The organism is Corallococcus interemptor, assembly GCF_003668875.1.
GTDB classification, from domain to species: domain Bacteria; phylum Myxococcota; class Myxococcia; order Myxococcales; family Myxococcaceae; genus Corallococcus; species Corallococcus interemptor.
Genome location: NZ_RAWM01000001.1, coordinates 177,562 through 190,343, shown reverse-complemented (window position 1 = coordinate 190,343; position 12,782 = coordinate 177,562). Strand labels below are relative to the sequence as shown.

The following is a 12,782-nucleotide window of genomic DNA, read 5'->3' as shown; positions in this document are numbered from 1 at the left end:
CCCCGGTGCACCGTGCCCTCCATCACCGCGCCGTCCGAACCCACCGGGATGAGGGTGGAGCGCTCCAGGAACTGACCTTTCTGGACCATGCCCCCACCTTAAGCCCTCCCCCCGGAGCCGCCCGCCGGAGTTCCGGCGACGCAGCGCGTTGCACACATTCCGTGACCTGCTCGCAACTTTTCGGCGCTTCGGGTGAGAATGGATCAACGCAGCAAGCTTTCCCTCCCCCCTTCAAAAATCCGCACACCGCAGGAGCCTCAAGCCATGGGAACCATCGGGCGCACCTCCAACAACACCATCGCGCGCACCACCACGACCACGGGGACCGGCGCGGCCGCCCCGGCCAAGACGGCGACCCCGGTCACGGCGAAGCCGGTCAACACCGTGAAGGATGGCTTCGACGCGAAGGCGACGAACAGCGCGGTGCGCACCGCGGCCCCCGCGGCCGTGTTCACCGCCCCGGCGGGCGCGAAGGACAAGGCCTATGACGGCAAGATCATGGGCAAGGGCGGGCAGGCCTTCGACGCCAGCACCCCGCTGAGCCAGGTCCCCGCGTACGAGCCCAAGGGCGGCGTGAAGCAGCCGGGCACCATCATCTACGTGAACGGGATGATGACGGACAAGGCGGGTCAGGAGACCACGCTGCAGGCCATCGCGGACAAGACGGGTCAGAAGACCATCGGCATCCACAACTCCACCGAGGGCTTCTTCAAGGACCTGGGCCAGTGCGTCACGGACAAGATGGACAAGGGCAAGAACCCGGCCGTGGACACGCTGGCGGACTCGCTCTACACGGAGCTGAAGGCCGGCCGTGACGTGCACCTGATGGCGCACAGCCAGGGTGGCCTCATCACCAGCCGCGCGCTGAACGACGTGGCCAAGCGGCTGCGCATCGAAGACGGTCTGTCCCCCGCGCAGGTCCAGGAGAAGCTGGGCAAGGTCTCCGTGGAGACCTTCGGCGCCGCGGCGGCGACCTACCCGGACGGCCCCAAGTACGTCCACTACGTCAACGACAAGGACCCCGTGCCGGGCCTGTTCGGCCTGGGCACCAGCGGCAAGAGCCCCCTGGACCTGCTCAAGCACGCGGGCAAGGACGCGAAGATCCGCTACTTCTCCGAGAAGAGCATCTTCTCCGGCGCGCACAACATCAACGACACGTACCTCAACCAGCGCGTCCCGTTCGACCAGGCGCGCGCCGGCTAGTTCTCATCCCGGGCCTGGACTGGTATGACTGCACGTATGACGCTCGAAGATGCCCAGCGGCTGGTGCAGTCATTCATCCAGGCCCACGGAGGCGATGCGCAGGCCTCCGGGCTGAACGCGAAGGGATTTGGCGGCGCCGCTCTTGGCGAAGCGCAGATCTACTTCGAGCACGTGAAGGACTCGGGGGCGCTGAAGTGCAGCGCCCTCATCTACCGCTTCCGCGACGCGCCCCGTCCGGGCGTCATCGACGGGTTCCGTGACGAAGAGAAGAAGGGCACGGACACCGGCGGCGGCAAGGTGGACTACGAGGCCGAGAACAAGAGCCTCTTCCTGAGCCGCACCTACGGCGTGGTGCCGTCGGCGCAGCAGTTCAAGGAAGACCTCGACCGGCTCGTGGAAGCCAGTCTCGTGTGGGGCGACGAAGTGTTCAACCGCGTCGCGGATCGCGTCATCCCCGCGAAGTGATCAGCTCCTTCTCCAGCAAGGTCCAGTGGCTCCTGTCCTCCATGGGCCTGGCGCGTCCCGCGCCGCCCGCTGGAGGGCCGATGACGCGCGACGCGGCCCGGCAGCTGGTGAAGTGGTACCTCCAGTCCCAGGGCGCCGGCGTCTCCGAAGGCCTCAATGAACAGGGGCTGGGCGGCATGATGAACGGCGAAGGCCAGTACGCCTTCGAGCACGTCGAGTCGCCGCCGGCGCTCAAGTGCAGCGCCCTCATCTACCGGTTCCGCGAACCGCCCAAGCCCGGCATCATCGAGGGCTTCCGGCAGCAGCAGGAAGAAGGCACGGACACGGGCGGCGGCAACGTCGACTTCGAGCCCGACACCGGCAATCTCTTCCTGACCCGCACCTACGAAGTCATGCCGGACGGCCGCGAGTTCACCCGCGACCTGGACCGGCTGGGCAAGGCCAGCGTCGTCTGGGGCAAGGACGTGCTGGACCGCGTGGCCCACAAGGTCTTCGGGACCTGAGAGCCTTCCCGGGCCGCTCCCGAGCCTCCTGGGAGGCGCGCTGCATGGACAGCGCGCCCCGGGGCCCGGTGAAGCGCCGCTACACCGACTGCATCACGTAGAACTTCAGGTACTTCCCTTCCGGGAACTGCAGGCGCACGGGGTGATCCGGCGGCTGGTAGCGCTCCTCCACCAGCGCCAGGTCCACGCCGGCCTTGAAGCCCGCCTCGCGCACGGCGCCCATGAACATGTCGCCCGTCACGCGCGCGGAGCACGACGCGGTGGCCAGCAGGCCGCCGGGACGCAAGAGCGCCAGCGCCTGCCGGTTGAGGGACGCGTAGCCGTCCACGGCCGCCTCCACCGCGCGCTGGCTCTTCGCGAAGGCGGGCGGGTCCAGGATGATGAGGTCGAACGTGCGGCCCTCTTCCTTGAAGGACTGGATGAGCGCGAACACGTCCGCCGCCAGGAAGTCGTGCTTCGCCGCCGGCAGCCCGTTGCGCGTGAAGTTCTCCCGCGCCAGGGCGATGGCCTCCGGGTCCTGATCCACGGAGAAGACGCTGTTGGCCCCGCCCAGCGCCGCGTTCACGGAGAAGCCGCCGCTGAAGCTGAAGCAGTTGAGCACGTCCCTGCCCTGCCCCAGCCGGCGGATGAGGTAGCGGTTCTCACGCTGATCCAGGAAGAAGCCCGTCTTCTGCCCCTTCCACGCGTCCACCAGGAAGATGGCGCCGCGCTCGCGGATGGGGATGAGCTCCGGGGCCTCCTCGCCCCACAGCATCTTCCCGCTGCCGCGCCCGTCGTCCTCCTCCACGTCGTCGCGCCCCACCTCGTCGCGGCCGAGGATGCCCTTGAGGCCCGGGACGCCCGCCTTCAGCGCCTCCACGATGAGGGGGCGGTACGGGGTGAGGCCCGCGGAGTAGAGCTTCATCACCGCCCAGCCCGCGTACAGGTCCACCACCACGCCGGGCAGGCCGTCGCCCTCGCCGTGGATGAGGCGGTAGCTGTCCGTGTCCTTCAGGTCGATGAGCGCCGTGCGCGCGGCCAGGGCGCGCTGCACGCGCTGGGTGATGAAGCGCGAGTCCACCGTCTCACGCGAGTCCCGCGTGAGCACGCGCACCGCGATGGCCGAGTGCGGGTCGTAGTACCCGCGCGCGACGAACTTCCCGTTCTCCGTCAGGTCCACCACGCTGCCGGCCGGGATCCGCGGCATGTGCTCCAGGGCCTTGCGGAACACCCATGGGTGCCCCGCGCGCAGGTGACGCCCCAGGCCTCGGGCCAGCTCCAGCTTCACGACATTCACGTTGAAACTCCTCGACTGCGACTGCGGGCCGTCCGGCGGCGGGCGAGGAGGGCGCGAGCCAGCTCCTCGAAGCCCCGCCCCTCGGGCGCCCGGGTGATGAAGGCCGGCGGCGCGTCGATGCGATCCAACACCGCGCGCACGTTGGCCACGCCCACGCCCAGCTTGAACGCCTGGAACATCGGAGCGTCGTTGAAAGAATCCCCCGCGTAGACGTACCGGCCGTCCGCGGGGTCCAGCTTCTCGCCCCACGCCACCTTCGCGAAGCGGCGCGACGCGGAGAGCTTGTCGAAGCGGCCCAGCCAGCAGTTGACGTGGACGGACGAACGCACCGCCGTCACGCCCCGCGCCCGGAGCAGCGCCTCGATGCGGGAGGCCCCTTCGTCTCCCAGCCGGGCCTCCTCGTTGTAATCCACCGCCAGGTCCACTTCCGTGTAACGGCTGTCCACGGACAGCCGCGCGCCGGGCACCTGGGCGAGCACGCGCTCGACCTCCTCCTCCAGGCGCTGGCGGTTCGCCACGCGCTGGGCAGGCGGCTCCAGGTACACCTTCCGAAGCTTCCCCTTCGCGTCCTTGAGGAAGAACAGCCCGCCGTTCTCCACCACGACGCCGTCCACGGGGAGCTGACGGGCCCATGCCTCACCCCACCCCGCCGGGCGGCCACTCACCAGCACCACGCGCAGGCCCGCGGCGGACAGCTTCTCCAGGGACTGGAGGGTCTGGCTGCGCAGCTTGTGGCCCGTCGTCAGCGTGCCGTCCACGTCGGTGAAGACGCCCTGCACGCCGGACAGGTCCGCCTGCCTCAAGGGGCGCGGCGCTCCGGCCTTCATGTCCGCGGCCTTCACATCACGTCCAGTTGCGCCAGCTGGGACTGGAAGGACTCGATGGTGGTGAGCAGCTCCGGGCCCGTGAGCGTCGCGAGCTTCAGCTTGCGCGCCTTGCGCAGGAACGCGTCCATCGTGGGGTCCCGGCCATAGAGCGACTGCGCACTGGCCGCGGCCTCCGCCAGCGCCTTGGCGGACGCGACGGGGTCCTTCGTGGACTGGGCAAGCGCGCGCTCCAGGCGCACGCCGCACGCGGCCCACACCTCGCGGTCGTGGAGGATGAGCAGCTGGCGCTGGTTCACCGCGGACAGGCTGCGCACCAGCTCATCCAGCGACTCCGTCACGGTGAGCAGCGCCTGCTTCTCCGGGGCGTCCTGGAGCGCGAGCGCGCCAATCTCCGCGCGGGCCTCCACGATGTGGCGCTTGTCCTGCGCGCGCAGGTTCCGGTACGCGGCGGTGCGGCCGAAGGCGTCCAGCTCCGTCTGGAGCTGCTGCGCGTTCCACAGCACCTCCTCCGGCTTCGCGTCGCGCACCTTGTTGAGCCGCGCCCCGACGATGCGGGCCAGGTCGGACGTGATGGCGCGCACCGTGACGGCCGCCTTCACCTCCGCCTCGTAGCCGGGCACCACCTGGGCGCGGGACACCTCGCCGAAGGTGCTCGCGGACTCGAAGACGAGCTGGCTCATCTGTTCGCGGTAGTCGGACCGGAAGCGTTGGATTTCCGCCAACAGCTGCCAGCGGTCGCTCACCACGGACGGGTTGCGCATGGCCTCGCCCAGCTGGGTGATGCTCTGGGCCAGCTTCGTCATGCCCTCCTGGAGGATGGCGGGCACGTCCGTGGAGCCCTTGCCGCGCGACGCGGACGGCGGGGGCGTGCCGGGGAACTGCTCCCGGATGACGTTGAGCAGCGCGTTGACGTCCATCACCGTGTCGCGGATGACGGGCGCCATCTCCTCCCACAGCGACAGGTCGGGGCTGGCGTCGACGACGGGCGTCTCGTACTTCACCAGGTCCAGGTCGCTCAGCCGGGAGATGGCATGGGCCGCGGCGAGATACACCGCTCGCAGCCGCGCGGCGAAGGCGCGGTCGGGCAGCGACTGGAGGATTTGTTCGAGCCTCGGGGTCAATGAGGCCAGCGGGGGATTCTCGGCGGCAGCGGACACGTTGCCCCCACTCTACCGCTCGACATCGCGTCCGGGGAGTTCTAGCAAGCGTCCCGGGCCCATCAGCTGGGCCGGGGAGTCCACGGAAATGATCCAGGTCTGTCTGTGGGAGGACGGCAGGGCTGTCTCGGGGGGTGAAGAGCTGCTCGACCGGCCGGGGCCCAAGTGGATCGACGTGCTGGAGCCGAACGCGGAGGTGATGGGCCGCCTGGCCGAGCGCTTCCAGCTGCACCGCCTGGCCGTGGAGGACTGCCTGCACCTGGACCAGCGGCCCAAGCTGGAGGAGTACCCGCACCACCAGTTCATCGTGATGCAGGGCTTCAGCTGCGGCTCGGACGTCACGGAGCTCACGCTGCACGAACAGCACTTCTTCCTCGCGCAGGACTGGCTCATCAGCGTGCACGCGCTGAAGCTGCCGGGCCATGACTCCGTCCTGAGGCGCGTGAAGGACGACCCCGCGGGCACGCTGGGCCGGGGCGTGGACGTCATCCTCTACCTGCTCGCGGACGCGCTCGTGGACGCGCAGTTCCCCATCATGGACGACTTCGGCGACCGGCTGGACGACCTGGAGGACGCCATCTTCGCCGAGCCGGATCCGGAGCACCTGCAGCGCATCTTCCAGCTCAAGCGCGCGCTGGTGACGCTGCGCCGCGTGCTGTCCCCGCAGCGGGACGTGGTGGGCATGCTGTCGCGCCGGGGCATCCCGCAGATTCAGGAGAAGACGACGCTGTACTTCCGCGACGTCTACGACCACCTGGTGCGGCTGTACGAGCAGATTGACGCCAGCCGCGACGTGGTGGGCAACGTGATGGACGGCTACCTGTCCATGGTGGCCCAGCGCACCAACGACATCAGCAAGCAGCTCACCATCTTCGCCACCCTCTTCCTGCCCCTGTCCTTCATCGTGGGTTTCTTCGGGCAGAACTTCGAACAGTTGACGGGACCATGGTGGTACGCCGCCATGTGGGGGACCATGGTGGGCTTCCCGTTGGGGCTCGTCGGCTGGTTCAAGTACAAGAAGTGGATTTGATGACGCCGCGCGCGGCTCGGTGGGAGGCACGCATGCTGACGGTCGCCGTGGATGGGACTCCGCTGTTCTACCGGGACGTGGGCCAGGGGCTGCCGGTGCTCCTCATGCACGCCTTCCCGCTGGATGGCTCCGCGTTCGACCGGCAGGTGGCCGCGCTGTCCGGGCGCTACCGCTTCCTCGTGCCGGACCTGCGCGGCTTCGGCCAGAGCCGGTTGGGTGAAGGCCCCACGGAGATGCGAAAGCTGGCGCAGGACGCGCTCGCGCTCCTGGACGCGCTGAACATTGACACCGCGGTGGTGGGCGGCGTGTCCATGGGCGGCTACGCGGCCCTGGCGCTCCTGCGCGAGGACCCGGGCCGGGTGCGCGGGCTGGTGCTGTCGGACACGCAGTGCACCGCGGACGACGCCGCCGGGAAGGACAAGCGCGAGGCCACCGCGCAGCAGGCGCTCAAGGAGGGCTCGGCGTCCGTCGTCCAGGGGCTGGTGCCCAAGCTGGTCCACGCGGGGCCGGACTCGCCGGTGGGCCGCGAGGTGACGAAGCTGGGGCTGGCCGTGCCGCCGGAGTCCATCGCCGCCGCGCAGCGGGGCATGGCGCTGCGGGTGGACAGCAAGGACCTGCTCGCGCGCTACGCCGGGCCCGCGCTGATTGTCGTGGGCGAGCACGACGCGGTGACGCCGCTGGCGAAGGCGAAGCAGATGGCGGACCTGGTGCAGGGCGCGCGGCTGGAGGTCATCCCCGGCGCGGCGCACCTGCCCAACCAGGAACAGCCGGAGGCGTTCAACTCGGTGCTGGACAGCTTCCTCGCGTCGCTGGCCTGATGGACGTCTGCCGTCCTCTCGCAAGGGAAGTGCGCGATGATGAAGTCCCCCGCTCCGGAGCCCATGTACCTGCCCGACGTCGAGTCGCACGAGTCCGACGGGCACTACGGGAAGATGATTGCCATGGCGCGGGCCGGGGGCATGACGCCGCCGGGCATCTGGCACCTGTTCGCCTTCAAGCCGCGCATGACGGACGCGCTGTCCGCCTTCACGCATGAGGTGATGCGCGGCCCGTCCCCGCTGTCCGCCGGGCTGCGGGAGCTCATCGCCGCGTACACGTCGCGGCGCAACGCCTGCGTATTTTGAACGGGCTCTCACGCCGCGGTCGCGGCGGAATTGCTGGGCAGCACGGAGCGCGTCCAGGCGGTGCTGGACGATGTGAAGACGGCCCCCATCCCGGAGGCCGAGAAGGCGCTGTTCGCCTTCGTGGACCAACTCAACGACGCGCCCGGAGACGTGCGCCGCGAGGACGTGGAGCGCCTGAAGGCAGCCGGCTGGACGGATGAGGCCGTCTACGACGCGGTCTCCGTCTGCGCCCTCTTCAACTTCTACAACCGGTGGATTGACGGCACCGGAGTGCAGGGCCTCTCACCGGCCATGTACGAGCGGTCCGCGAAGCGCATGGCCGCGGGCGGCTACCTGCCCGCGCCCCCCCGGGCTCCCCACCGCCATCCTCCGGCGGGGACCCGGAGCGCTGACATCGCCTGAATCAGGGCTGGCAGACGGCCTGCGAGTCCTGCACCGCGCACGACGAGCAATCCGCCGTCTTCACCAGCACGCCCTGCTGGCACGTGAGGAGCGCGTTGCCGTTCGGGCTGCACGTGCCCTTGCCCTCCGCGGCCACGGCGCACCCGTCATTCTCCTGGTTGAGGGACGTGTCGCACCGCACGCTGTCCGCCAGCTCGCGGCAGCCCAGCGGCCCACGGCACGCCAGCGGACGCCAGGTGCCGTTGCGGCACTCCAGGGCCTGCGCGTCGTCCTGGCACACGTAGTCGCCGCCGTCACACGAGTCGCCCGAGCCCGGCCCTCCACAGCCGGAGAGGAGGAAGGAACCGACGAGGGCCAGGAGCGCGAGGGAGAGACGTTTCATGGGTGGCGGCGACTCTTTTCGACAGGTATTTCGCTGTCAACCGCCGCCGAGCGTCTCCCGGAAGTAACGCCGGAAGTTGCCACCCATCACACGTTCCACCCAGGACTCCGGGTGTCGTTTGAGCAGGGCTTCCGTGAGTCGCGGCAAATCCGTCACGTCCCGCATGCCCCGGGGCAGCGCCACCATGCCGTCGTAGTCACTGCCCACGCCCACCCCCTCCTCCCCCATGACGTCCACCGCGTGCTCCACGTGGCGGACCACGTCGTCCCACGTGTCCCCGCCCAGGTACACCGGCGCCAGGATGATGCCCACCACGCCACCGCGCGCGGCGATGGTGCGCAGCGCCTCGTCGGACAGGTTGCGCCAGCCACCGCCCGCGGCGCGCACGCCCGTGTGCGAGCAGAAGAAGCGCACCGTGGGATGGGTGAAGAGGTCCGCGAGCGTCTGCTCGGAAGCGTGCGCCACGTCCACGCTCATTCCCAGGCGGGCCATCTCCTCCATCACCTGGTGTCCCAGCGGCGTGAGCCCCCGGTTGCCCATCATGGGGAAGGACGAACCGCCCAGGTCGTTGTTGGACAGGTGCGTGAGCCCCATGAAGCGCACCCCGCGCCGGTGCAGCTCCGCGATCCGCTCCACCTGGCCTTCAATGGCGTGGCCGCCCTCCACGCCCAGCACCGCGGACAGCCGCCCGTTCGCGAGGTTGTCCTCCAGCCCCGCCCCGGTGGTGGCGACGCGCACGGTGTCCCCGGAGCGGGCGCAGAAGGCGTCCAACTGCTCAATCTGCCAGAGCGCGCGCGTCCACTCGCCGCCGCGCGCCTCGCGGGGCCACTTGCGCCACGCGGCGAACAGCGGGAAGCCGCCAATGAAGGGGAAGCCCCGGGTCACCAGCGTGAAGCACTGCAGCTTCACCCCCGCCTCGCGCAGGCGGGGGAAGTCCACGTGCCCTTCCGTTGACCGCTCGCACAGGTCGCGGTTCCACATCAGCGAATCCGCGTGCCCGTCCGCGATGCACCACTGACGGTGCAGCTCCTTCACGTCACCCATGCCAGCAGTCTTCGCCACGGCCTCCCGCGATGACAAGCGCCCCGGGCCATCTGTCCGTCACGCCTCACGTCCAGTCCGCGCCGTCGTCGTCGCAGCCATCCCAGAGGTCGTCCTCCAGCGGGAGCCCCGCCTCCGCCTCCCCCGCCGGGCCCACGAGCGCGTCCGTGCGCACCTCCGCCACCTCGCGCAGCGCTTCCGGAGGACCATAGGGGCGCCCTTCCGCGGTCAGCAGCCCCCGGAGCGCGTCCCGCAGCTGGGCGCCCGTCTGGAAGCGCAGCTCCCGGTCGCGCTGGAGCACCTTCTGGAGCACCGCCCGCATGCCCGGTGACAGCCCGCGCGTGGCCTGCTCCACGTGGGCCTGGGTCAGGCACGCCATGCGCGCGGCCATCAGCGGCGCGGGGAGCCAGCTGGGCGTCTCCGCGCACAGCCCGCGCGTGCCGGGCACGGGCTGGGCCTGCTGCGCGGCGCGCTCCACGTCGTCCAGGTCCAGCAGGTGCAGCCCGGTGAGCAGCTCCAGGAGCACCATGCCCAGGGAGAACAGGTCCGCGCGGCCATCCAGCGGCTGTCCCTCCAGCGCCTCCGGCGAGGCATAGGCCACGTCCCCGCGCACGAGCCCCGGCTCCGTCACCACGCGCCCGGGCAGCCGCGACCACGCGAACGCGAAGTCCGACAGCCGCACCCGCCCATGCACGTCCACCCGCACGGAGCGGGGGCTGATGTCGCGGTGGACCACGCCCACGGGCAGGCCGCGCGCGTCCTCCAGCGAGTGGGCATGGTGGAGCGCGTCCGCCACCTCCGCCCCCAGGTACGCGGCGAACGCCTCCGAAAAGGGCCGCCGCCGCAGCGCCGCGAAGCTGGACAGCGTCTCCAGGCACGGCCCGTCCACGTACTCCGTCACCAGGTGGGGCGCGCCGTCGTGCACCCGCACCAGGTACACCGGCGCGATGGCCGGGTGGGACAGCCGCATGAGCAGCTTCACCTCTTCACGCAGCCGCGCCCGCGCCACGTCATCCGTCACGTCGCGCAGGCGTTTGATCAGCACCAGCCCGCCCGGCGTGCGCGCGTAGTGCCGGCGGGCGAGCAGCAGCTCCCCTCCGGCGCGCGACCCCAGGTAGCGCACCAGCTCATAGGACGTGGCCCCGGTGGTGAAGAGGATGAAGGGCCGGGACGCGGAATACGCGGGGGGATGGGTGGCCATCGTGGATGACGCTCCTGACGGGAGAAGGCGCTTCCCGGGCGTGGGAAGCCATGAGGAAGTCCTCACGCCCGCGTCCTACCACCCGGGTCAGACATCCCCATCCGACCCCACCGGGCATCTCCCCGACAAAAAAGGAAACGGCCCCCACCGCGAGGGTGGGAGCCGCTGCCTTCAAGTATTTTCCCCAGTCCGCTTGGGACAAAGGCGCGTGAGGCGCGGGGTTACTTGTCCAGCTTCTTCACCGGCGCCACCAGGGTGACGTCGCGGGCGACCATGTCCTTGCCGTCCATCACGTAGGAGGCGCGCACCTGCGAGCCTTCCTCGATGTCGTCCAGCTTCACCGCCTTGCGGGAGTTGTCCAGCATCGCGGTCTTGTCGTTGGTCTTGATCTTCAGTTCCTTGTTGGTGCTGTCCACCAGCGTCAGCGTGTCACCGGACTTGGACAGCACGCGGCCGTTGACGGTGGTGGCCGCCGCGGCGCTGGTGGTGCCGGCCATGCCGGAGCCGCCCGCGGCCGTATCCTCGGCCAGGTCCTCATTGCGGTTGGCCTGCGCCTCGGCCAGGTCCTTCTCCTCGTCACGGACCTCCTCGTTGGCGCCGGCGATCTTGTCGTTCGCGTCCTGGCGCGCCTCCGCGATGTCCTCGTTCGCGTTCTCCTGCGCCGACGCCAGCTCCTTGCTCTCGTCCTGGCGCGCCTCGGCCGTCTCCTGCGCCGCTTCCTGACGGGCCTCGGCGACGTCCTCGCGCTGCGACTGGACATCGTCCTTCTTGCAGCCGGTGACCATCGTCAGACCCGCGACCGCCGTGACCGCAATCATGAGCTTCCGCATGTGTGACCGCCCCCTGTGAGTGTGTTCTTGAGTGCCGGTGATTTGTTCCCCGGCGTTGGGCAGAAACTGGTCGCTCCCCTCGTACCTGCACAGCGCTTGTCAGCGAGCCGGGGGGTGCGCAGGGGCGGCCCGCGTACGAGGGAGGGCCTGCCGCCCTGCCTGCTGGGGAAGCGGAACAAAACGCATCCGGGCGCGAAAAATCCGTTCCGGTGCGCTGTAGCAGGGCTTTTGCGTGGGGGAGGCTGTGCGTTGACAGGGCAGAACCGCCCTTGTACTGGCACCGGCGGGTCCCGTCCTGAGGGGGCCGGAAGGAGCCGTGAGGCCATGAACGTGTGGGTCAACGGAGAAGCGCGGACGCTGCCGGAGGGCAGCACCCTTTCGTCCCTGCTGGCGCTGCTGAACCTGGGCAGTGGCCCGGGGGTGGCGGTGGAGGTGAACGCGGAGGTGGTGCGCCGCGCCCGTCATCCGGAGCACCGGCTCCAGGACGGGGACCGGGTGGAGATCGTCACCTTCGTCGGTGGCGGGTGAGCGCAGGCCCTTACGAGGAGACGGTCATGAGCGGCATCGCGGACAAGCCTTTCACGCTGGCGGGGGTGACGTTCACCTCGCGGCTCATCGTCGGGACGGGGAAGTACCCCAGCCACGAGGTGATGAAGCAGTGCCACGAAGCGTCGGGCGCGGAGCTCGTCACGGTGGCGGTGCGGCGGTTGGACCTGAAGGCGACGGGCGAGGCGTCGCTGATGAACTGGATCGACCGCAACAAGATGCGCCTCCTGCCCAACACGGCGCTCTGCTACACGGCGGAGGACGCGGTGCGCACGTGCCGGCTGGCCGAAGAGCTGGGCATGAGCAAGTGGGTGAAGCTGGAAGTGCTTGGCGACGAGAAGACGCTCTACCCGGACGTCGAGGAGACGGTGAAGGCCGCTCGCATCCTGGTGAAGGAAGGCTTCACGGTGCTGCCGTACACCAGCGACGACCCCATCACCGCGCGCAAGCTGGAGGACGCGGGCTGCGCGGCGGTGATGCCGCTGGCGGCGCCCATCGGCAGCGGCCTGGGCATCCGCAACCCGCACAACCTGCGGCTCATCCGTGAGGTGGTGAAGGTGCCGGTCATCGTGGACGCGGGCGTGGGCACGGCGTCCGACGCGGCCATCGCGATGGAGCTGGGCGTGGACGCGCTGCTCATGAACACCGCCATCGCGGGCGCGAAGGACCCGGTGCGCATGGCCGTGGCCATGAAGAAGGCGGTGGAGGCCGGCCGCGACGCGTTCCTTGCCGGCCGCATCCCGCGCAAGGCGTACGGCTCCGCGTCCAGCCCCATTGAAGGGCTCGTGGAGTAGC

The 12,782-nt window shown here is 69.9% G+C and carries 16 protein-coding genes; 9 read left to right on the top strand and 7 right to left on the bottom strand.

Annotation, left to right across the window (positions count from 1 at the left end; all coding sequences use genetic code 11):
* The first annotated feature begins 264 nt into the window (after window positions 1-264).
* From D7X96_RS00820 to D7X96_RS00810, 3 genes are read left to right on the top strand one after another with little or no spacing between them, the layout of a single operon-like run.
* On the top strand, window positions 265-1,203 hold the full coding sequence (locus D7X96_RS00820; protein ID WP_120552327.1) for an alpha/beta fold hydrolase: 939 nt from the start codon (window positions 265-267) through the stop codon (window positions 1,201-1,203).
* 36 nt (window positions 1,204-1,239) lie between these two features.
* Window positions 1,240-1,668 carry a hypothetical protein gene (locus D7X96_RS00815; protein WP_120552328.1) on the top strand — a complete coding sequence of 143 codons (429 nt, stop codon included), beginning with the start codon at window positions 1,240-1,242 and terminating at the stop codon, window positions 1,666-1,668.
* On the top strand, window positions 1,665-2,171 hold the full coding sequence (locus tag D7X96_RS00810) for a hypothetical protein (protein ID WP_233610166.1): 507 nt from the start codon (window positions 1,665-1,667) through the stop codon (window positions 2,169-2,171). The genes D7X96_RS00815 and D7X96_RS00810 overlap by 4 nt, the downstream gene beginning before the upstream one ends.
* A 79-nt stretch (window positions 2,172-2,250) precedes the next feature.
* Here D7X96_RS00810 and D7X96_RS00805 read toward each other — a convergent pair whose 3' ends face one another.
* From D7X96_RS00805 to D7X96_RS00795, 3 genes are read right to left on the bottom strand one after another with little or no spacing between them, the layout of a single operon-like run.
* Window positions 2,251-3,447 (bottom strand): class I SAM-dependent rRNA methyltransferase, encoded by a 1,197-nt coding sequence (locus D7X96_RS00805; RefSeq protein WP_120552329.1) that lies wholly within the window; start codon window positions 3,445-3,447, stop codon window positions 2,251-2,253.
* Window positions 3,444-4,274, bottom strand: coding sequence for an HAD-IIB family hydrolase (locus tag D7X96_RS00800; RefSeq protein ID WP_233610167.1), 831 nt, complete (start codon window positions 4,272-4,274; stop codon window positions 3,444-3,446). Before D7X96_RS00800 ends, D7X96_RS00805 begins: the two co-directional genes overlap by 4 nt.
* 11 nt (window positions 4,275-4,285) lie before the next feature.
* Window positions 4,286-5,431: a hypothetical protein gene (locus tag D7X96_RS00795; RefSeq protein WP_120552331.1), complete on the bottom strand. Its 1,146-nt coding sequence runs from the start codon at window positions 5,429-5,431 to the stop codon at window positions 4,286-4,288.
* A gap of 88 nt (window positions 5,432-5,519) precedes the next feature.
* On the opposite strand from D7X96_RS00795, the gene D7X96_RS00790 reads away from it, so the two are divergent.
* Genes D7X96_RS00790 through D7X96_RS00775 form a run of 4 tightly spaced genes read left to right on the top strand, consistent with a single transcriptional unit; the run spans window position 5,520 to window position 7,987 of the window.
* Entirely contained in the window at window positions 5,520-6,461 is a 942-nt protein-coding gene (locus tag D7X96_RS00790; protein WP_120552332.1) for a magnesium transporter CorA family protein, read from the top strand.
* A 32-nt stretch (window positions 6,462-6,493) separates the two neighbouring features.
* Window positions 6,494-7,279, top strand: coding sequence for an alpha/beta fold hydrolase (locus tag D7X96_RS00785; RefSeq protein ID WP_120552343.1), 786 nt, complete (start codon window positions 6,494-6,496; stop codon window positions 7,277-7,279).
* Window positions 7,280-7,315: 36 nt separating this feature from the next.
* On the top strand, window positions 7,316-7,585 hold the full coding sequence (locus D7X96_RS00780; protein ID WP_120552333.1) for a carboxymuconolactone decarboxylase family protein: 270 nt from the start codon (window positions 7,316-7,318) through the stop codon (window positions 7,583-7,585).
* 30 nt (window positions 7,586-7,615) lie between these two features.
* Window positions 7,616-7,987 carry a carboxymuconolactone decarboxylase family protein gene (locus D7X96_RS00775; RefSeq protein WP_244219401.1) on the top strand — a complete coding sequence of 124 codons (372 nt, stop codon included), beginning with the start codon at window positions 7,616-7,618 and terminating at the stop codon, window positions 7,985-7,987.
* A 1-nt stretch (window position 7,988) separates the two neighbouring features.
* Here the strand turns inward: D7X96_RS00775 and D7X96_RS00770 are convergent, their stop codons facing one another.
* The 4 genes from D7X96_RS00770 to D7X96_RS00755 all read right to left on the bottom strand — a co-directional run bounded on the left by D7X96_RS00770 (window position 7,989) and on the right by D7X96_RS00755 (window position 11,429).
* On the bottom strand, window positions 7,989-8,369 hold the full coding sequence (locus tag D7X96_RS00770; protein ID WP_120552335.1) for a hypothetical protein: 381 nt from the start codon (window positions 8,367-8,369) through the stop codon (window positions 7,989-7,991).
* A gap of 36 nt (window positions 8,370-8,405) precedes the next feature.
* A complete protein-coding gene (locus D7X96_RS00765; protein ID WP_121768735.1) occupies window positions 8,406-9,413 on the bottom strand; it encodes a dipeptidase in 1,008 nt (335 codons plus the stop codon).
* A gap of 64 nt (window positions 9,414-9,477) precedes the next feature.
* Entirely contained in the window at window positions 9,478-10,611 is a 1,134-nt protein-coding gene (locus D7X96_RS00760) for a serine/threonine-protein kinase (protein WP_120552337.1), read from the bottom strand.
* 221 nt (window positions 10,612-10,832) lie between these two features.
* The gene (locus D7X96_RS00755; RefSeq protein ID WP_233610242.1) at window positions 10,833-11,429 is read right to left on the bottom strand and encodes an SPFH domain-containing protein; all 597 of its coding nucleotides are present in this window, start codon (window positions 11,427-11,429) and stop codon (window positions 10,833-10,835) included.
* A 336-nt stretch (window positions 11,430-11,765) separates the two neighbouring features.
* Between D7X96_RS00755 and thiS the strand changes: the two genes are divergently transcribed.
* Together thiS and D7X96_RS00745 are read left to right on the top strand one after the other, a co-directional pair.
* Window positions 11,766-11,969 (top strand): sulfur carrier protein ThiS, encoded by a 204-nt coding sequence (thiS, locus tag D7X96_RS00750; RefSeq protein ID WP_014395831.1) that lies wholly within the window; start codon window positions 11,766-11,768, stop codon window positions 11,967-11,969.
* 26 nt (window positions 11,970-11,995) lie between these two features.
* Complete coding sequence (locus tag D7X96_RS00745) at window positions 11,996-12,781, top strand: thiazole synthase (protein WP_120552339.1); 786 nt, start codon at window positions 11,996-11,998, stop codon at window positions 12,779-12,781.
* Window position 12,782: the final 1 nt, after the last annotated feature.